This is a genomic window from Frankia sp. CcI156 (assembly GCF_001983015.1).
Lineage (GTDB): Bacteria > Actinomycetota > Actinomycetes > Frankiales > Frankiaceae > Frankia > Frankia casuarinae.
The window spans coordinates 1-19,358 of sequence record NZ_MOMD01000031.1 but is presented as its reverse complement, the minus strand read 5'-3'; the positions used below and the strand labels follow the sequence as shown (position 1 = coordinate 19,358).

Annotated in this window: 10 protein-coding genes; 6 read left to right on the top strand and 4 right to left on the bottom strand. The window is 72.4% G+C overall.

Going from position 1 to position 19,358, the window contains the following annotated elements; genetic code table 11:
- Positions 1–43 precede the first annotated feature (43 nt).
- The 3 genes from CcI156_RS12830 to CcI156_RS27400 all read right to left on the bottom strand — a co-directional run bounded on the left by CcI156_RS12830 (position 44) and on the right by CcI156_RS27400 (position 2,309).
- Positions 44–1,387 carry a lysylphosphatidylglycerol synthase transmembrane domain-containing protein gene (locus CcI156_RS12830; RefSeq protein ID WP_076805879.1) on the bottom strand — a complete coding sequence of 448 codons (1,344 nt, stop codon included), beginning with the start codon at positions 1,385–1,387 and terminating at the stop codon, positions 44–46.
- A 63-nt stretch (positions 1,388–1,450) separates the two neighbouring features.
- A complete protein-coding gene (locus CcI156_RS12825; protein WP_011435370.1) occupies positions 1,451–1,879 on the bottom strand; it encodes an ATP-binding protein in 429 nt (142 codons plus the stop codon).
- 301 nt (positions 1,880–2,180) lie between these two features.
- Complete coding sequence (locus CcI156_RS27400; protein WP_023841030.1) at positions 2,181–2,309, bottom strand: hypothetical protein; 129 nt, start codon at positions 2,307–2,309, stop codon at positions 2,181–2,183.
- 376 nt (positions 2,310–2,685) lie between these two features.
- Here CcI156_RS27400 and CcI156_RS12820 point away from each other — a divergent pair, with 376 nt between their 5' ends.
- Positions 2,686–2,943 (top strand): hypothetical protein, encoded by a 258-nt coding sequence (locus CcI156_RS12820; RefSeq protein ID WP_023841029.1) that lies wholly within the window; start codon positions 2,686–2,688, stop codon positions 2,941–2,943.
- Between the two features lie 915 nt (positions 2,944–3,858).
- On the opposite strand, the gene CcI156_RS12815 is transcribed toward CcI156_RS12820, so the two are convergent.
- Complete coding sequence (locus CcI156_RS12815) at positions 3,859–4,524, bottom strand: hypothetical protein (protein ID WP_011435372.1); 666 nt, start codon at positions 4,522–4,524, stop codon at positions 3,859–3,861.
- A gap of 422 nt (positions 4,525–4,946) precedes the next feature.
- On the opposite strand from CcI156_RS12815, the gene CcI156_RS12810 reads away from it, so the two are divergent.
- From CcI156_RS12810 to CcI156_RS12785, 5 genes are all read left to right on the top strand, one after another.
- Positions 4,947–5,336 (top strand): co-chaperone GroES, encoded by a 390-nt coding sequence (locus tag CcI156_RS12810; RefSeq protein ID WP_035908101.1) that lies wholly within the window; start codon positions 4,947–4,949, stop codon positions 5,334–5,336.
- Positions 5,337–5,768: 432 nt separating this feature from the next.
- Entirely contained in the window at positions 5,769–6,068 is a 300-nt protein-coding gene (locus tag CcI156_RS12805; RefSeq protein WP_011435374.1) for a DUF4193 family protein, read from the top strand.
- Positions 6,069–6,212: 144 nt separating this feature from the next.
- Entirely contained in the window at positions 6,213–9,899 is a 3,687-nt protein-coding gene (locus CcI156_RS26205) for a LuxR C-terminal-related transcriptional regulator (RefSeq protein ID WP_254847402.1), read from the top strand.
- 1,296 nt (positions 9,900–11,195) lie between these two features.
- Entirely contained in the window at positions 11,196–12,275 is a 1,080-nt protein-coding gene (locus CcI156_RS12790; protein ID WP_235462948.1) for a LuxR C-terminal-related transcriptional regulator, read from the top strand.
- A 1,476-nt stretch (positions 12,276–13,751) separates the two neighbouring features.
- The coding region (locus CcI156_RS12785; protein ID WP_076805909.1) for a type I polyketide synthase at positions 13,752–19,358 on the top strand (5,607 nt) is incomplete at its 3' end.

Genomic DNA, 19,358 nt, shown 5'->3' with positions numbered 1-19,358 from the left:
CTGGGCCGCTCCCGGGCCGGTCGCGCCGACTCCCTGCCCCCGCCTACAGGTCGCCGGTGCGGCGCAGCCAGGCCAGCATGAGGATCCCCGGCAGCACCGGCAGCCAGAAGCTGATCAGGCGGTAGACGAGGACCGCGGTGAACATGGACGCCGCCGTACCGCCCGCGGCCGCGAGCCCGAAGGCCAGTGCCGGTTCGATCGCGCCGATGCCGCCGGCTGTCGGCGCCGCGCCGGCTACCATCGAGCCGATGAGGTAGACCGCGGCAAYGGACAGCAACGTCATGCTGGTGCCGAATGCCCAGACCGTGCAGGCGAGCGCGAGGATCTGGAAGAAGCGTGTCCCTGTTTGGGACAGCAGCAGCAGCAGAGCCCGGCACGGGGAACGGGCGAGGATCTTCAGATGGGTGTCGAAGGCCCGCACCGCCGGCCGGGCCTTCGACCGGATCCGTGGATGGGCCACGGTGCCCGTCACGAGCGCGCAGACCGCCCCACAGCCGAGCACGAACGGCCCCGGCCCGAGCCCCTGGACAGTGGACCGCAGCGGGTTGGCCACGGCAGCCCCGATGCCCGAGTCGCTGAGGGTGCCGGCGACCAGGACGATGCCCCCGAGGTGCGCCACCCCGCCGGCCACCTTGATCGACGTGATGGCCGCCAGGGCCGCGGGACGCGTCATCCCGCGCCGTTCCAGGAAACGCAGATGGATCGCGATGGCCCCGAGACCCGCGGGCACGATCCGGTTCGCCGCCGCTGCCGCGACCTGCAGGCCGGTCACGGTGCGTAGCTCGATCCGCWGGCCGCTGGCCGCCCGCGTGGACAGGCCGTTGGCGAAGTAGAACAGGACCGAGGAGAGCGCGCAGATGACGAGCCAGTGCYAGCGGGGCGTGGGAACGCCGGCCAGCCGTGAGGCCATGTCGCCGCGGAAGCGCACGGCCAGGATGGTGAGGGGCACGGCGAGCACGCCGGCGAGCAGGACGTTGCGCCGCCGGGACCGGGACGATCGAACCGGTCCGAGACGGAGCGCGAGCGGTTCGGCGAAGACGTGGACGTCACCGGCCGGGGATGCGACGAGCTCGCCCCTCGGTGTCGTTGTAGAGCTCGGTTTCGTTGTAGAGCTCGGTGTCGTTGCAGCCACGTCGTCGGAGTTGTCGTCCGGGTGGGCACCGGGGCGTCGTAGTAGCTGCCGGGTCAGCACCACCGGCGGTGGAAGYGGGGGCGCGGGCGCGGCGGCGCTCTCGGCGCTGACAGCGCCGAGCAGGACCGGAGTCTCGATGACTACCCCCGTAGGATCGACAGGCGCGATCACGGTCGTGATGCAGAGGAGACGTACGTCACGGTACGCGGCTTGACGGTATGCGGCTTGGCTGAACAGCAGCTGAAGCAGTCTCATTGCCAACCTGGCCACCGGAAGTCGCGCGACGACGCTTCGGGAGGAATCGGTCGGCGGCCCTGGTCAGGAGCCGCAGACCGCCTCGATCGGATCCTGTTGGCGTGGCAGGTCGAACCAGACCTGCTTGCCTGACCCCCGGGTGTCCGGTACCTCGACGACACCCCAYTGCATTGCCAGCGCGGCGACCAGATGCAGGCCCCGGCCCGACTCGTCGTCGTCGTGGGCGGGCTTCAGCACCGGCCACAGCGAGCTTCCGTCGTCGACCGCGATGCGGATCCGGTCGTCGCGCAGGGACAGTGTGAGGCACAGGGCGGCGCGGGCGCCGACGAAGCGCACCGCGTTCGTCACGACCTCACTGACGAGTAGCTGCGCGACCTCGACGGTCTCCGGGCGGCCCCAAGCGGCGAGCAGCTCGGTGACCAGCCGGCGGGCTCGGCTGGCGGCGCGGGGATCGGCGGGCAGGTCGAAGCGTGCGCTGAGAGCTTCGGCCACGCCTCACCTTCCGGGGGGTTGTCAGTCACGGTCGTCGTTCCGGTGCGGGGGTCTGCCGCGTCGCGTTACTGCCACCATGACCGCCCCCCCAAACCTGACCCTCTGTGGTCGTCGAGCCGGGCAACGGCCACGCGACGCATCTGGATACCGCGACCGGGACGTCCGGGCGACGCGACGCGCCGAGGACGGCATCGGCGCTTCCCCCGCCGGGGTGCCGGGCCGGGGTGGCAGGCCGTCCCAGCGGGGCGGGTCGGCCTGCCCCGCTGGGACGGCCGGGCGGGTGACCACGTCGGGGATGGCGTCAGATGACGTCGATGCCGTCCAGCACCGACTCGCGGCGAGCCATCCAGGCCCGCGTGACCTCGTCGACCGCGGTCTGGTCGATGCGGGCCGCCGCCGCCGACAGATCGCTGCGGGGGGACGGCACCATGTCCGCATCCGCATCCGCTCGCGCGGCTGTTCGCGGCATGGCAGCCCGACCGGGGTGTGACGAGTTCGGCGGGTCGATCCCAGGTTGCGCGTACCGGCTACCGTAGCCATGCGGTACACCACCGGTTCCGTCCGGGGCGCGCCCGTCGGGCGGGGTCGGGTTCCGATCGAAGGCCGGCCCGGGGTGGTCGGGACGGCCGATGGGCCGTGGGCCGGGCTGGTCCCTCGTCGGCTGCCCACCCGGTTCCGCGCGCCGCTGCGGTGCTCGGGGACGGTCTGCCCAGGCTCTCGCCCCGTTCCCCGCGGGGCGTCCCGGGGACTCGGCCGGGCCCGGCCGTCCGCGGTCGGGCTGTCCGCGGTGTGTGGATCCCGGCTGCATGGATCCCGACCGGGTGGATTCCGGCGGCGTCGGCCCCGGCTGGGGTGATGGCCGGCCCTGGTGGCGTCCGGGCCCCGGCAGCGCGGGACCGGGGTCCGACGGGCCGCCTGGCCCGGTTCCGGTGCCGGTCATCGAGCGCGGCGTCTCGACCCTGGCCGTGGCCATCTCGACCGGACCGGAGATCGAGGGAGCGGGCCGGGATGACGGCACGACGACATCGTCCCGGGCCACCGACGGGTTTACGGCCGGCGGGTAGCCGTCCGCGGCGGACCGGTCCCGGTCCGTGGGGTACCCGCCCGTCGGATACCGGTCCGAGGAGTATCCGTTGGGAGCATGTTGCCGCCCGCCGGGCAGTCGTGGCCGGGCACCGGTTGGCCGCGGAGCACCCCGCTGGGCGGGATGGGCAGCCGGGGGCGGGTAGCCCGAACGGTCGGAGTATCCGCCGGACGGCGGGTGGTCGGAGTCTGCCGGGGACCCCATGGGCAGGTGGGCAGCCGCCCCGGGCATCGGCTCGGGGAACTGTCCAGGAACCGGGACAGGCGGCCTGACCGGTGACTGTGGTGGCGGGGGTGACTGTGGTGGCGGGGGTGACTGTGGTGGCGGGGGTGACTGTGGTGGCGGGGGTGACTGCGGTGCGGGCGGTCTGGCCGCGGGGCGAGCCGGAGGGAACATCCTGGCCTCGTCAACCGCCCGGCTGTCCGGYGCGGCGCCCGGCGACATGCCGGTGATCGCGATGATCGACGCGCAGGGCCAGAGACGGTCGCAGCTCAGGCAGAGGTCGAACTCATTCGGCTGATGAAGGTCGATGAGGGTGATCAGCGAGTGAATATGCTCGACGATCTTCGGGCCGACCAGGACCGGCCCACGGGCGATGACGTCGAGCTCCGAGCGCAGTCGCCCGTGATACTGCTCGACGTCAGCAAGGCGCGGATCCTCCATCACCGGCAGCATGCACCATAGCGGGCCAGCGGGCACGAAGGGTGTAGCCCGTTCGGGTTCACCGTCACCGCTGACTCACGTTCCGTTTCTGACTCGCGGTGCCAGACGCCGCTGATGGTTCCCTCTCCCTTACGTGCGGTGAGGGCGGGAAGTGGGTTCGCCGGGACGGGCCGCATGGTCATGCCGAGCCGGAGTCCGGACGGCGTGGCCGCGGGGAGGCGCTGATCGCAGATCAGGACCGGTCCGGCCGGACCTCGTCCGTGCGGCGGACCTGCCGCATCAGACCCTCCTGAAGCCTGGCGAACTCCTCGATGTAGGGACTTTCGACCTGCCCGGGGGCACCTCCGGGCTCCTTGCCCGGCGCGGACCGGTCGAACGGCTCGAAACCCGCGAACTGCCCGCCGGCACCCGGCGGCATGCGGTCGGGCTGGCCGTCGAACGCGGGATAGTGCCCACCCCCCGCCGCCTGAGCGCCCCGCTCGGCGGGTCCGTCGTACCCGGGTCCGTAGGAGGACGGCAGGCCGTTGCTGCTCTGCGGGACCGCACGGTCCGCGGCGTTGTCGAACGCCGGGTAGTGGGCACCGTTGGCCGAGGCCGCGCGGTCGGTGGGACCGTCGTAGGCGAACCCCGAGCCGTTGGGACTGCCGGCCCCGGGGCTGATCGAGAGCGGGGCGCCGCGCATGCTGTCGCCGGAGGTGTCCGGCTGCTCCGTGGAGAGGAACCCCTCGGATGCCGGGTAGATGCGGGCCGACAGGCTGACCGACATCGGGTCACTGCCGTAGGTGATGACGTCAACCTGGTCCTCCGCGCTGATGCCGCCGCTGCGGGCGAGATCGACGAAGCGGAACAGATCGGCCCACCGTAGCCCATCGAGGTCGACGCTGATACGCAGTGCCATGATCGTGCCCCATCCCTGAGGTTCGTTACGTGCCGACGGTTACCTGGGCGCCAACGGACGATCGAGGGGTGACCGGCTCGCCCCCGTCAGCGCCAGCCCGGGCGGCGATGGGCGGCAGCTTATACCGCGTTGGGAGACCATTCCCCATCCGGGGAGGTTCGGCTGGCTCTGCTCCGATAAGGCGAAGTGGGGGTATCGCGTTCTTCGTCGCGTCCCGTCACCCGAGGGCATTCCCGGGCGGAACGTTGGCGGGGAATCAGGACGGCCGGGCTGGCCCCTCCGGTGAGGAGGTGTGGGGTGCGTGGATGCCGGCCGGGAGGCGTGGAAAGTCTCGGCCGGCGGACGTGGTCGGTCGATCGGGCGGTCGTGAAATGCCGCCTGGGGTGTCACCGGTGATTGGAAGGCGGGTAGTGTCCGACCCTGTGAACGTTGTGTCCGGCGGTGTCAACGGGGTCGGCGCGGCTGGGGTGGGCACGCAATCGGGTGTCATGCAGTCCGGCGCGCTGCCAATCAGGCTCCTGCACGACCGCGTGCTGGTCGAGCCGCGTGAGGATTCCGTGGACCGGCGGTCGAAGGCGGGCATCGTCATCCCCCCGACCGCGCATATGGGGAAGCGCCTGTCCTGGGCGGACGTCGTCGCGGTGGGGACGGCCGTGCGGACCATCCAGGTTGGCGATCGGGTGTTGTTCGACCCCGAGGACCGGGCCGAGGTGGAGCTGCACTCGACCACCTACGTTCTGCTGCGGGAGCGGGACGTGCACGCCGTCGCGGCGGAGCGGTTGGACGACGGCCTGACGGGTCTGTATCTCTAGATCCGGCCGGTCGGCCCCCAGGCTTGCGTGGCCCTTTCCGACCATCCGATGACGGCGCGGCGTCCAGGTGGTGTACGGTGCCGCATCGATCGAGATGCGGGCGGTCCACCGGAGTCGTGATGTTTGATCATGGCTGTGGCGGGAGTGACACCGCGCCAGCCAGGCGCTGCCTGGCCTGACGCGGTTCCGCCCCGTATCCTTCGCTCGGCTCTGGAGATCCGCGTTCCGGCCGGGACCCTTGGATGTGGTGGAGGCACCCGGAAATGCGGACACAGGGCATCGCGTCACCTCAATCTTTGGGGTCACTGCGTACTGTAACCAGCCGATGTCCTGAGGTGCAGTGTTTCATGGCTCCTCACGCTCGGTCGAAMCCAAGACCGATGGGTTGGCATACCCATTGGGTGAACGACGGCAGGGAAAGGAAGGAGACGCATGGCTCGTGACTTCGACGCTCGGCGAAGCACGGATGTCGAGGAGGACGAGCTCCAGGAACAGAGCCTGGAGACGCTCAAGGCGCAGCGCGCCGGTGCGGCGGCGGACCTGGGGGACGACATGGACGCCCTCGAGGCCGAGCTGGACCTTCCGGATGCGGAGGTGCGCGACGAGGAACTGTCGCTGCGGGTACTTCCCCGGCAGGCCGACGAGTTCACCTGCACTCGATGCTTCCTGGTGCAGCACCGCAGCCAGCTCGCAGACGTCCGTCACGTCGTCTGTTCGGACTGCGCGGCCTGAGGGCCGGGTCCCGGGGCGGGGTGTCCCTCGACGGCGGGCGGTGCGGACCGGTTGCCCGGTTGCCCGGTCGTCTGAGTAGGCGTACCACTACCTAGCGCGAGTTTGTCGCTGGGGGTGGTGCGGATGCTCGACGAACAGTCACCGATGTCCGGTTCCGTCCGGTCCCGTCCCGCCGCATTTGAGGGTCGACGGCCCCTCCGCCCGGAGGATGCCGCTCCCCGTCCCGGGGAGGAGGATCCCGCGGACGGTCCCGAAAGCCTGCCGCTGCTCCTGAACCGGTTCGTCCCCCCGCCGGCCCCGCCGGGTCATGTCGATCGACCACGGCTGCTCGACGCACTCGACGCCGCCACCGTCCTGCCCCTCACGGTGGTGCGGGCTCCGGCCGGCTCGGGCAAGACGGTGCTGGTCGCGGCCTGGGCCGCGGCCCGGCGGGGGGAGACGCCGATCGTGTGGGTGCGGGTCGATCCGGCGGTCGTCCCCGGCCCGCGTGGCGGGGGGCCGGGCCTCCCACTGTGGCCGCAGCTGCTGCACGGGCTGGGACGACACGGTCTGCTCCCGGCCGGTGAGGGCTTTGGGAGCCGGTACGGTCCCGCGGCCGACGATCTTTATGATCGGCGTTACCGACGGCTCGCCAACATCCTCGCCGACCTCCCGACGTCCTTCATACTGATCCTCGACGACGTGCATCTGATCACCCGGCGTTCGGACCTCGACGGCCTCGAACTGCTGATCGACGGGGCCGCGGATCGGGCCCGGATCATTCTGATGGGCCGGATGGTGCCCGTGGCGCTGCACCGGCTGCGGGCCGCCGGGTGGATCACCGAGATCGGTCCGGCAGATCTCGCCTTCACCCGGGCGGAGGCCGCCGCGCTCCTGGGCCGGCAGGAGATCACGGGCCGGCAGGAGATCACGGCGTCGCCCGCGACGGTGAGCGGTCTCGTGCACGTCACCGAGGGCTGGGCGGCCGGGCTGCGGCTGGCGGCCGGGGCGCTCGCCGCACGGGAACGACGACCACTGCCGGGGGCGGATGGGCGGTGGGAAGCGGCCGTCGCATCCCCGTCCGGTGGCCTCGGTGACACGGCTGGTTTCTCCGGCGCCGTGGCCGGCCATCCCGCGATCGCCGATTTCCTGCGGGCCGAGGTGCTAGCCGGTAAGCCGTCGCCGGTACGCCGCTTCCTCCTGCGGACCAGTGTCCTGGAGCGCATGACCGGGCCGCTGGCGGACGCCGTCGCGGCCGAGCGGATGGACGCGGGCGTCCTGGCGGCGGCTACCGGCTCGCGTGCCGCGCCGGCACCCACGGTGGGCGCACGGGTGAGCGGGAAGGAAGTTCTGGCGGCACTCGCGCATGCCGACGGCTTCGTGGTCGAGCTCGACCACGACGGCGGATGGTTCCGCTTTCACCGGCTGCTTGCCGCGGTGCTGCGTTCCGCGTTGGYCGCGGACGGCGACGAGGACACCGCTGAGCTCCACTTGCGAGCCGCGATCTGGTTCGCCGCGCACCGTCGGACGACGGACGCGGTACATCACGCCGCGCATGCCGGGGATTGGTGGTACGCGGCCTGCCTGCTCGTCGATGGGACCGAGATGGTGGACGCCCTGCATGGCGGCGTCGCGGGGTTCAGCCCGATCATGACGGGGATGCCGGACTCCCCGGCCTCGTGGTCGCCGGAGTGCGCACTGGTCRCCGCCGTGGGCCGGCTGGGCCGGGGACAGGTGGGGGCGGCCACCAGATACCTGCAGGTGGCCCGGGGGAGCATCGCCGCGGCGGTCGTGTCCCGTCGTCGCGCGCTCGCGGTCCGGGCCGATCTCGTCGACCTGCGCCGGGCGGAGCTCGCCGGGGCGTGCGAGGAGATGCTGAGCATCACCCGCCGGTTGCTACGGTCCCCGGGCAGGCCGGGCGCCGTGCCGCAGCCGGTTGGTCCGGTGGTTGCCGGTGTGACGGGGCGGGCGGAGGCTGCGGGGAAGGGCCGGCCACGACCGCCCGCCGACATGCGGCCGCCGGGAGATCCCCGGTTCCTGCCCGCCGGCCCCGTCGGGGGCGCCGAAGGTCCCGGACGGGAGCCGGGCGGTGTTCGACGTGATCACGTCGGGGGAGACGTGGCCCGCCCCGGCTCCGTCGTCGGTGGGGCCCCGCCGGACCGCCCGGCCGGGATCGTCGCGCGATCGACCGGTGGTGGCGTGGATGGGGGCGTGGATGGTTCCGACAGGATCGCGGCAGCCGTGGCCTGGTGTGCGCGCGGGCGGGCGGAGCTCTGGCTCGGCCGTCCCGACCTGGCGCTGGAGGCGTTGCGGGAGGCGATGACGGCGGCCCGGGATACCGGTCTGCGGACGGTCGAGGCATCGGCGTCCGGGGCGATGGCTCTCGCCTACGTGCTACGGGGTCGGTTGCGGCAGGCCGAGTCCAGCGCGGCAGCGGCGGTCGCCACCGCCGCTGTGATCACTGCCAGCCCGGTCGATCCCACGGCCGTCCCCGCATCCTCGGATGGTCGGACCGACATGCCGGCAGGCCTGGTCGAGGCGCATCTCGCCCATGCGATGGTGGCGGCAGCCCGGGTCGACGACGTGCGTGTCACGCACCATCTCGACCTCGCGCGGATGGCCTTCACCCCGGCGCATCCTCCCTACCTGCTCGATCTGATCGTCGTGCTGGAGGCGAGGGCGCGATGCCGGCGTGGGGAGGCGGACGATGTGCGGGCTGCCCGCCGTCTCCTGGCGTCGCGAGGACGGCCGGCCGGACCGCCGCTGTGTCTGTCGCTGTGGCGCGCCGCCGAGACCGACCTGCTGATCGCCGTCGGGAACGCCCAGGCTGCCCGGCAGCTGCTGGGCCAGCTGGCCGACACCCGCCGGCCGGACCATGCTCTCGCGCTCGCGGCGGCCCGGGCGAACCTCGCGTGCGCTGATCTAGAGGGAGCGGAGCACGCGGTGGCGGCTCTGCTGCGGGCGGACGGTGGCGGAGGCGGTTCGGTGGTGTCGGCATGTGTGGTGGCAGCGGTGGCGGCCGCGCGGCGTGATGACCATGCGCGGGCCACCGACCTGCTGGCGCGTGCCCTCGCGCTCGCCGAGGACGAGGGACTCGCTGGCCCGTTCCTCGAATTCGGCGGCGAACCGTTGGCGATCTTGGATGCCCATCCCGGCCTCTCCGCCGCACATCCGTTCTTCGTGTCGACTTTGCGGGCCATGGCCACGACGGAGTCCGCCGCCGCGGTGAACCCGCGGACGCCGACCGACGGCGGACCGGTCATGGCCGTATCCGGGGCGGGGGTGCCGCCTCTGGGGGTGCCGCCTCTGGGGGCGGCCGGCCTGGAGGTGCCGAACGGGGGGACGCCGAGCGGGGGGATGCCGAGCGGAGAGGTGGCGGTGCCCGCGCCCGCGTGRCCGGCCACCCCACGTCGATCCGTCATGAGCGGGCGAATGGCACGTCCGGCCCTCATGACCCCCGCGGCGCGCTCGGCGCCGCCTGACCGTGACAGGCAGGGGGCCGACGTCCCGCGCGGCCCCTCCGGCCCCTCCGGCCCCTCCGGCCCCTCCGGTCCGGCGGGCTACGGCCTTGGGACGGGAACAAGTCCGATCTCCCTAGGGCAGCCGGGGGCGCGTGAGCGCTCACCCGGTTCCAGGGACGGGCGGGGACCCGGTGCGGGTGGCCGGCTCAGCGACCGGGAACTCGCGGTCCTCAGCTATCTGCCGACGATGTTGACGACCACCGAGATCGCCGCCGAGCTCTTCGTCTCCGTGAACACGGTGAAGACGCACCTGAAGAGCATCTACCGCAAGCTCGACGTGCCACGGCGTCGCGACGCTGTACATCGCGCGCGCGAATTGCGTCTATTGTAAATAGTCATACCGTTTATCGTAAAAATAAATTTTAGGTGGGAGGTCAACGGTCCGGTGGTCGGGGCGCCGCGATCAGGATGACGGTGATTCAGTGAATCGCGGCGRGCACGGGGGTGGGTACCCTCCCCCCGAGCCGGGTCCGTCGTCCACTGCGTCCGCATAGCCGGCATCGGTGCGGTCGCTCTCCGTGTGACCGGGGCCCGTGTGACCGGCATCGAGGTAGCCGGCATCCCTCTGGATCCTGTTGGACCCGGGCTGCGGTGGGCCGTACCGGTATGTGCCGAACGCCGCCGTTCGTTCGATGCGCCGCCCGATCGGGCCGGGACCAGGCCCGATCGGTGTCYGCCCCGCTCCGCGGGTACGTGCGGTGGCCCGTGCCGGTGCCGGCAGGAAGGCGYGGAGCAGGCAGATCATCGATGTCACGATCCCCGTGATCATCAGGATCAGACCCAGAACCTGGAGATCCACTCCGGTGGTGTGCCAGGTGAGCGCGTAGCGCAGGATGGCACCCACCACGACCAGGAAGACCGACCGCCCCAAGGTCATCGCCTTCGTACCTCCGCCTCTCTCCTACCGTGGCTTTGGTCTCCTGCTGTGGCTTCGACCTGTGGCTTCGGCCGGTCGATGATCGGTGCATGGCCACATCGCGCCCCGGCCGCGCTCGATGGTGTCCGCGCTCGATGTGTCGTCGTCGTGGAGCGGCACCATKGGATGGGTGGTCCGTGCGGGGAGCGGAGAACTCCACCCCTCCGGGGCGGGCYGCGGACCGCTGGCGAAACCGTGCACTGCCGCCGTGGATACCCTGCGTGACCAATGTTCATGCTGTCGATGTCGGTCGGGATCCAGGGCTCACCCGCGCCGGAGGACGTTTTCCGRCTTCTTTCGCGGCCGCGATCGAGGCCGGGGGAGCCAATCTCGTACTTGTGAGGTAGCCCCGACGGGCGGTGCCAGCGGGAGGGAAAAATCACCTCGAGCCACTGCCGGGGGGCCGCCGGACGCCGTCATCCCAAACGTTTACGTGCGTTAAGGTCGCGTTTTCCCCGGCTGAGCCGAAGATGCGGGGTGAGTGTGATCGGGGGGGCGTGGGCGACTGCTGGCGTAGCGAGGGAGGTGGGCCCTACGCTTGCCGAACCTGTCCAACTTCGCCGGAAATCAACCTGGCGGCATCGTCCCTAGCGGACGAGGCCTGGCGTCGGTTCTGAGTTCTGACCCCCCCCGGAGGCACGTGTGACCGACCGAGTTTCCCGCCCGCATGATGTTATCGGTGAGGACGCACTACATCGGCCGCGAATTGGCGTGACCGTCGACACATCCGCCGAGGCCGCTGCGGCGGGCCGGGTCGCGAGGCGTGTCTCCGCGAGCTCACCCGCACCGCTGACCCCGCCGCACCGCTCGCCGGCCACCCGGCATTCCGCCGCCACCGGCGCCGGTGCGGGGCGACCGCTGCACCAGCGCTCCGGCCCGCCGGGGAGCGGCGTGCCGATGGGCGGCTCGCCGATGGGCCGCGGCGACGTGCCGAGCGCCACCGGCCGCGCGGTCCCGGCCGGTGGCCCGCCCGTCCGGTCCGCTCCGGTGGCGCGTACCGCGCCGATGCCGCGGGACCTGGCTCTCGGCGCGGCCGAGCTGCGCGGCATCCTGCGCGTGGTGGAGGACTGCGAGCGGGCGTCGTCGCTGGCATCCTTCCGCGAGCTCGCCCTGGACGGCATGGCCCGGCATCTCGGTTACCGGCATTCCGCCTTCTTCCTGGGCTCCTCGCTCGAGACCGCCTTCCAGGACGCCCGGCCCACCGGTCGCGGGCTGGCGCTTCGACTCGCGGGCCCCTACCTGGAGCGTTACCGGGAGCTGGAGGCCCTCAGCAATCCGGACAGCCTGCGTTCGGTCCGCGAGCGGGGGCTCGCCACCCTTGACGATCTCGGCGTCCCGGAACGCCCGGAGGTGCGGATGCGCCTGGAGCGGTTTCTGCGGGCACACGGCATCCACGCGAAGCTGCTCATCCGCCTGTTCGGTCCGTCGAACGTGGGCGCCGTGGTGTCCCTGCTGGATTCTCGGCCGGGCGCGTTCGGACCGCGGGACCGCGCCGTCGGGGCAGTTCTCGGGCGGCATCTCGGTAATCTCCTGCGTTTCTACATCCGGGCGGACCCGGGCCCGTCGGTCGCGGGCAAGCTGTCGGCGCGCGAGCGCGACGTCGTCCGTCTCGTCGCCGAAGGCCGTTCCAACCGCCAGGTCGCCGAGGCGCTGTGCATCAGCATCGACACGGTCAAGCACCATCTCACCCATGCGCTCGTGGCGACKGGGTGCACGAACCGGACCCAGCTGGCGATCGCGTGGCAGCGGGAGACGAGCGCGTTCGCGGCCCCCGGCAACCCGCGGCCCTGAAACTGTGAYGTCATAAGGTCATGAGGCCGCTGCCGTGGATGTTCGATCGGTGGGATCCGTGGGATCCGCGGCGGTGCCGATGATCTACGACCTCAGATTCGAGCCGCGAACCCCGGTGCGCCACCGCGCGGGACGCGGTCGCCGGCACCTGATCCTCCGATGACGGCGATCATGATCGACCTCTCCATCGGGGCCGCCGGCATTTCGGCGCGAAGGGATGAGGCGAGAGGCCGGTCCCGATGATCGAGCAGTGGCGGGAACGGACACCCTGCGTGTCCGTTCCCGGTGCCGACGGCCGCGTGCCGATGATCCCACCCGGGTGACAAAGCCGGTCCGTGGTAATCGATCTGGCCTCGCCTGACCGGTCCCGAGGGTCATGTCCTGCACGCCCCGCGACGACTGTCGCTTATTGTGGCTGAAATGTTGCCATTGGCATCCCTATTGAGGTCGTTGCCGGAAAGTTGATCGGATAAGCTTGCGATCGACGGCGCGCTGTGACTAGGTTGGCCGATGTCCCTTCTGGTCCGCATGGGGTCTGAAGGAGTCAGTCTCCGTCCGTCAGCGCCTGACCCGGCCGGCGGCGACCACGATCGATTTTCAGGACGGTGTCCGCCCGTGGTTCCATACCTCCCGGGGCGTCGTCCTCGCATCCGATTTCTCCAGGCCCTGCGCGTGCGGGCGTGTGTTGCCGGAAAGTAGCCACATCTGTTCATCGCCGCATTAGATGATCGATTCTGAAGAGAAACCGCCGCGACCGGCGACCGGGATAGCGAYCTGCGTGATACTCATTCGTAACCTCCATCGATGGCCGCAGCGATTGATGACGTCGCCCGGTGCACACCCCTGCGGGCTCTGTGTAATCCCGATCCGCGACATCGTCATCGATGTCCGGCGGTGGGCGAGCCGGCGACTGGATGTCGTCCGAACCTGGTCACGGCGACCGCGCCAGTGGTCCGATGGGCCCACGATCACCGCTGTGGTCCGGCACCGCGCAATGATCCCARCCGAGCCGGCTAGTATTCCGCGCACGTTGGCAATCCCGTGTCGGCTAATCGGATGCGGCCGCCGTGGGACCGGGGGACACCAGTTCCGCGACAGCCTGTTGGGGGTTGGTTCGTTTTTCGCATACTCAGGGCGGATGCGGCTTCCCGGATGTCTGCCGTCCCGACGGCACTGACCAGGAGGTCTGGATGGTGCGGGCGGTCCTGTCGTCCGAAACAAGTCGATCATGCTGGTTCGGTGGGTGAGTTCCATGGCCTCGATGYGCCGCCGCGACGATCGTGCGGCAGCGGACGCGCTGCCGGCCACGGGTCTRCCGGCTGCCCGCCTGCCCTTGAGGTGCCCGCCCACGCGGACCAGCGATTACCCGCCCATCCGGACCAGCGATTGCCCGCCCATGCGGACCAGCACAGCTCCCTCAGCCTCTGCCCCCTCAGCGCCCTGCCTCAGGCGGGGACCGGTCGGGAGGACCAGCCGATGACCACTGCACCCAGCGCGTCACCCGTGGCCTCGCCGGCCAATCCCGCCGACCGCGATCCGCTCGACGCCCGCGAGCTGGTCGTGGTGATCACGCCGTTCGCCGAACCGTCCGCGTCCCTGGTCGCCGCGGTGCAGCGGGCCGGAGGGCTCGGGGTGCTGGATCTCGGGCTGCTGGCCGGACCGGCGCGTGATGCGCTGCGGGACGCCGCGCGGTGGGCGCCGGGCCGGTTCGGGGTGCGGGCTGCCCCCGGCTGCCCCCTCGATCCCGACGAGCTGCCCGCGAGCGTCGGGACCGTCGTACTCGTCGCCCGATCCGGTCCGGATCCCCGATCCGGCCCCGTCGCGTGGGCGGATGCCGGGCCGGGCCCGGGGAGCCGCTGGGACATCGGCGCGCTGACGAGCCGGTGGCGGACGAGCGGGCCGCGTGGAGAGGCGCGGCGCCGGGTCTGGGCGGAGGTCACCTCGGTTGCGCAGGCGCGCGACGCGGTGGCGGCGGGGGTCGAGGGACTGATCGCGCGAGGCAACGAGTCCGGGGGGCCTGTGGGCGACCTCACCACCTTCACCCTCCTGCAACATCTGCTCGCGCAGGCGTTCGTCACCACCGAGGGCGCGCCGCTGCCCGTGTTTGCCGCTGGCGGGATCGGTCCGGCCACCGCGGCGGCCGCGGTGGCCGGCGGCGCGGCCGGTGTGGTCCTGGACTCCCAGCTCGCCCTGGTGCGTGAGATGGAGCTGCCGGCACAGGTCGCGGCGGCGATCCGCGCGATGGACGGCAGCGAGACCACCCTCCTCGCCGGCTACCGGGTGTACACCCGCCCCGATCTGCCCGTCGCCGCCATGACGGGCGCCGCCATKGCCGGCGCTGCCACGGCGATCCCGTTCCGGCTGGGTGCGCGTGATCTGCGTAACCAGTTTCTCCCGGTCGGCCAGGACGGAGCGTTCGCCGCCGATCTCGCCGACCGCCACGTGACCGCGGGCGGTGTCGTACGGGCCGTGCGTCAGGGCATCCGCGAGGGCATCGCTGCCGCCGCCCGTACCCGTCCCCTCGCCCCCGGTGCGCCCTTCGCCGCTGCCCGCGGCCTGCGCCACCCGGTCGCGCAGGGACCGATGACGCGGGTCAGCGACCGGGCGGCGTTCGCTCATGCCGTCGCCGACGAGGGCGGGCTGCCTTTCCTCGCCCTGGCGCTGATGAGCGGCGAGGACAGCCGCGCCCTGCTGGAGGAGACCGCGGACCTGCTCGGGGACGCGCCCTGGGGGGTCGGGGTCCTCGGGTTCGCCCCGGCGCCGCTGCGGGCCGCCCAACTCGCCGCCGTGCATGACGTGCGTCCTGCCTGCGCGATCGTCGCCGGAGGTCGCCCGGCACAGGCGGCCCCGCTGGAGGCCGCCGGCATCGACACGTTCCTGCATGTCCCGTCCCCGGGGCTGCTGAACCGTTTCCTGGCCGACGGCGCGCGCAAGTTCRTCTTCGAGGGGCGTGAATGCGGCGGGCACGTCGGGCCGCGGGCGAGCTTCCCGCTGTGGGAGGCGCAGATCGCCGGCCTGCTGGAGTTCGGCACGACCGATCAGGCCGGTCCGGACTTCTTCGCGGGCCTGCATCTGCTGTTCGCCGGGGGCGTGCATGACGCCCGTTCCGCTGCGATGGTCGCCGCGGCGGCCGGGCCGCTCGCCGAGCGGGGCGCGAGCGTCGGCGTGCTGATGRGCACCGCGTACCTGTTCACCGCCGAGGCCGTCGCGTCCGGGGCGATCCTGCCGGGTTTCCAGCAGGCCGCTCTCGACTGCGAGCGCAYCGTGCTGCTCGAGACCTCTCCCGGTCATRCCACCCGGTGCGTGGAGTCCGCGTACGTCCACACCTTTCTGGGCCGTCGCCGTGAGCTGATCGCCGCCGGCAACTCCCGCCAGCAGATGTGGGAGGAGCTCGAGGCGCTCAACCTCGGCCGGCTGCGGGTCGCGAGCAAGGGCCTGCGCCGTGAGGGCAGCGAGGTCGTCACGGTCGATCCCGCGACCCAGGCCCGGGACGGCATGTACATGATCGGACAGGTCGCCGCCCTGCGTTCGCGGCGGACGAGCATCGCCGAGCTGCATGACGAGGTCACCGCGCAGGCCACGGCCGGGCTCGCCGCCCGCTCCGCCGAGCTGCGCTCCGCCGAGCCGCGGCCCGCCGACAGGAGCGCGGCGCCCGGCCGCCCGGCCGCCCGGCCGCTCGACATCGCGATCGTCGGGATGTCCGCGATCTTCCCGGACGCCCCGGACCTGGCCAGCTTCTGGGCGAACATCGTCGCCGGCAACGACGCCATCCGCGAGGTCCCGGCCGATCGCTGGGATGCCGAGGTCTACTACCACCCGGACGCGGTGCTCAGGGACGCTGGCCGCAGGACGCCGTCGAGATGGGGCGGTTTCCTCCCGCAGGTGCCGTTCGACGCGCTGGCCTACGGTATCCCGCCGAAGTCGCTGCGCAGTATCGAGACCAGCCAGCTCCTCGCGCTGGAGGTCGCCGCCCGCGCGCTGCGCGGCGCCGGGTACGACGCGGGCCAGAAGGACGTGGGCCAGAAGACCGCCGGCGAGAGTCGGGCGTTCGACCGCTCCCGCACGTCGGTGGTCTTCGGCACGGAGGCCGGGACGGATCTCTCCGGTGCCTACAGCTTCCGCTCCCTGTGGCCGGCGCTGCTCGGGGACCTGCCGGCCGAGCTGGAGGAGTTCCTGCCGGAGCTGGACGAGGACTCGTTTCCGGGCATGCTCGCGAACGTCATCGCTGGCCGGGTCGCCAACCGGCTGGACCTCGGCGGGGTGAACTTCACCGTGGACGCGGCCTGCGCGTCGTCGCTCGCCGCCCTCGACGCCGCCTGCAAGGAGCTCGTCGCGGGCACCTCGGACATGGTGCTGTGCGGCGGCGTGGACACCCACGCGGGCGCCCACGACTTTCTGCTGTTCTCCTCCGTCCATGCGCTGTCTCCGGGCGGTCGGTGCCGCAGCYTCGACGCGGGCGCCGACGGCACCAGCCTCGGTGAGGGGGTGGCCGTCGTCGTGCTCAAGCGGCTCGCGGACGCCGAACGGGACGGCGACCGGATCCACGCCGTCATCCGGGCCGTCGCCGGTTCCTCCGACGGGCGGGCCCTGGGGCTGACCGCGCCGCGCAAGGCCGGCCAGGTGCTCTCCCTGGAACGGGCCTACGGGCGGGCGGGGATCTCGCCCAGCGAGATCGGTCTGCTGGAGGCGCACGCGACCGGAACGGTCGTGGGGGACCGCACCGAGCTCGCCACCCTCACCGAGGTCTTCACCAACCACGGTGCGACGCCGGGCCAGTGCGCGGTGGGTTCGGTGAAGTCGCAGATCGGGCACACGAAGTGTGCGGCGGGCCTGGCCGGTCTGATCAAAATGRCCAAGGCCGTCGAGACCGGGGTACGGCCGCCGACCCTGCACATCGACACGCCGAACGCCTATTGGGACGCCGAGAGCAGCCCGTTCTACTTTGACGACGTCGCCAAGCCGTGGGTTGCCCCGGCCGAGCGGCGCCACGCCGGCGTGTCGGCCTTCGGATTCGGCGGCACCAACTTCCACGTCGTGCTGTCCGCCTATGACGGCGGGCCCGAGCCCGCCCACGGCCTCGACAGCTGGCCCGCGGAGTTGTTCGTCGTCCGCGGCACCGACCGGGCGGCGGCCACCCGGGCGCTGGACCGGCTGGCCGAGCTGATCGTCGCGAACGACGCGGCCGGACGGCCGTTCCGCCTGCGTGACCTCGCCTCCACCGTCTGCGCGGAACGCGGCGGCCCGGTCCAGCTCGCGTTCGTCGCCGACGACCTCGACGCGCTGCCCACCGCCATCGACCAGGCGCGCACGTTCACGTCGAACCCTCGGGCGGGTCTGTTCGTCCGGGACCAGGACGCGGATCCGGGTGCCACCGCGTTCCTCTTCCCCGGTCAGGGCAGTCAGCGGCCCGGCATGCTCGCCGACCTGTTCATCGCCTTCCCACGGCTGCGGTCCGTGCTGGACCTCGCCCCCCGGTGGGCGGACACGATGTTCCCGCCGGCGGCCTTCTCCCGGGAGCAGAAGGCCGCCCAGGCGGCCGCGATCACCGACACCCGTGCGGCCCAGCCGACGCTGGGGCTCGCCGGGCTTGCCGTCCACGACCTGCTGACCAGCCTCGGGGTGCGCCCGGACCACGTCGCCGGGCACTCCTACGGCGAACTGGTCGCGCTGTGCGCCGCCGGGGCGCTGGACCGGCGGGACCTCATCGGCCTGAGCGAGGCCCGTGCCGCGGCGATCCTGGCAGCCGCTGGCGACGACCCGGGCACGATGGCGGCGGTCTCCGCGTCGGTCGAGCAGGTCCGCGCCGCGCTCGACGGGGCCGTTACGGGTGGGGAGGCCGGACCGGGCCGGGTCGTCGTGGCCAACCACAACGCCCCGCGGCAGAGCGTGATCTCCGGGCCGACGGACGCCGTTGCCGCCGCCGTGGCGGCTCTCGGCCGGGCCGGCATCAGCGCCAAGCCGATCCCGGTCGCGTGCGCCTTCCACAGCCCGGTGGTGACGGAAGCGGCGACGGCGCTGGCCGCCCGGCTCGATGAGGTCGAGGTCGAGGCGCCGACCCTGCCGGTCTGGTCCAACACGACCGCCGGGCCCTACCCCGGCAGCCCGGACGAGGTGCGGGCGACGCTCGCCGGTCAGGTGGCGGCGCCGGTCAGGTTCGTCGAGCAGATCGAGGCGATGTACGCCGCGGGGGTGCGGACCTTCGTCGAGGCCGGGCCCGGCCGCGTCTTGGCGCAACTCGTCGGCAGAATTCTGGCCGGTCGACCGCACCGGGTGGTGGCCACCGACGTCGCCGGCGAGCCGGGGCTGCGCCGGTTGCTGCTGGCCCTCGCCGAGCTCGCCGCCGTCGGTGTCGAGCTCGACCCCTCCGCGCTGTTCACCGGCCGCGACGCCCGGGTGGTCAGCGCGACGGACCTGCCGCGCCGTCCCGGCTGGCTCATCGACGGGGCCTATGTKCGCACGCCCGACGGCCGGTTCCTTCCTGGTGGGCTGCGGCCGCCGACCCGGCTGACGGTGCGGACGACGTCACCCGGGGTCGCCTCCGTGCCCGGGGCCGCATCCGTGCCCGAGATCGTCGGCGTGCGCGGGTTCGTCGAGGACACCGTGGCGCCGGCTCCCCCGTTCGACCGCGCCGGCGTGACCGACCACAGCGAGACGACCGACGACCCTGCGGCGGGGCCCGCCGGACTGGCCGAACTTGGAGGTGACGGACCGGTGGACGCCGTGGTGCTGGAGTTTCTGCGGACCACCCGGGAACTGGTCGCGGCGCAACGTGACGTCGTACTGGGCTACCTGGGCATCGACCCGACCGGCCTGGCCCGGCCCGGCCAGCTCCCCGAGGGGCGGCCGGCGGACCTTGTGCGGCCGCGGCCGGGGGTCGTGTCCGACGACGTGCCGGGCTTCGTGCCGCCGCGGCCGGGGGTCGTGTCTGACGACGTGCCGGGCTTCGTGCCGCCGCGGCCGGGGGTCGCGTCTGACGACGCGCCGGACATGGCTGCCGCGAGTCGGGTGGTGCTGGACCGGGCCGCGGTGTCGGCCGCGGTGGTGGGGGTGATCGGGGAACAGACGGGTTATCCGGTGGAGATG

What these genes read in the sequence shown, in the direction of transcription:
- CcI156_RS27400 (WP_023841030.1), bottom strand. Translation starts at nt 2,309, where the DNA reads ATGGTGCCGTCCCCCCGCAGCGATCTGTCGGCGGCGGCGGCCCGCATC.
- CcI156_RS12820 (WP_023841029.1), top strand. Translation starts at nt 2,686, where the DNA reads ATGGATCCCGACCGGGTGGATTCCGGCGGCGTCGGCCCCGGCTGGGGT.
- CcI156_RS12815 (WP_011435372.1), bottom strand. Translation starts at nt 4,524, where the DNA reads ATGGCACTGCGTATCAGCGTCGACCTCGATGGGCTACGGTGGGCCGAT.
- CcI156_RS12805 (WP_011435374.1), top strand. Translation starts at nt 5,769, where the DNA reads ATGGCTCGTGACTTCGACGCTCGGCGAAGCACGGATGTCGAGGAGGAC.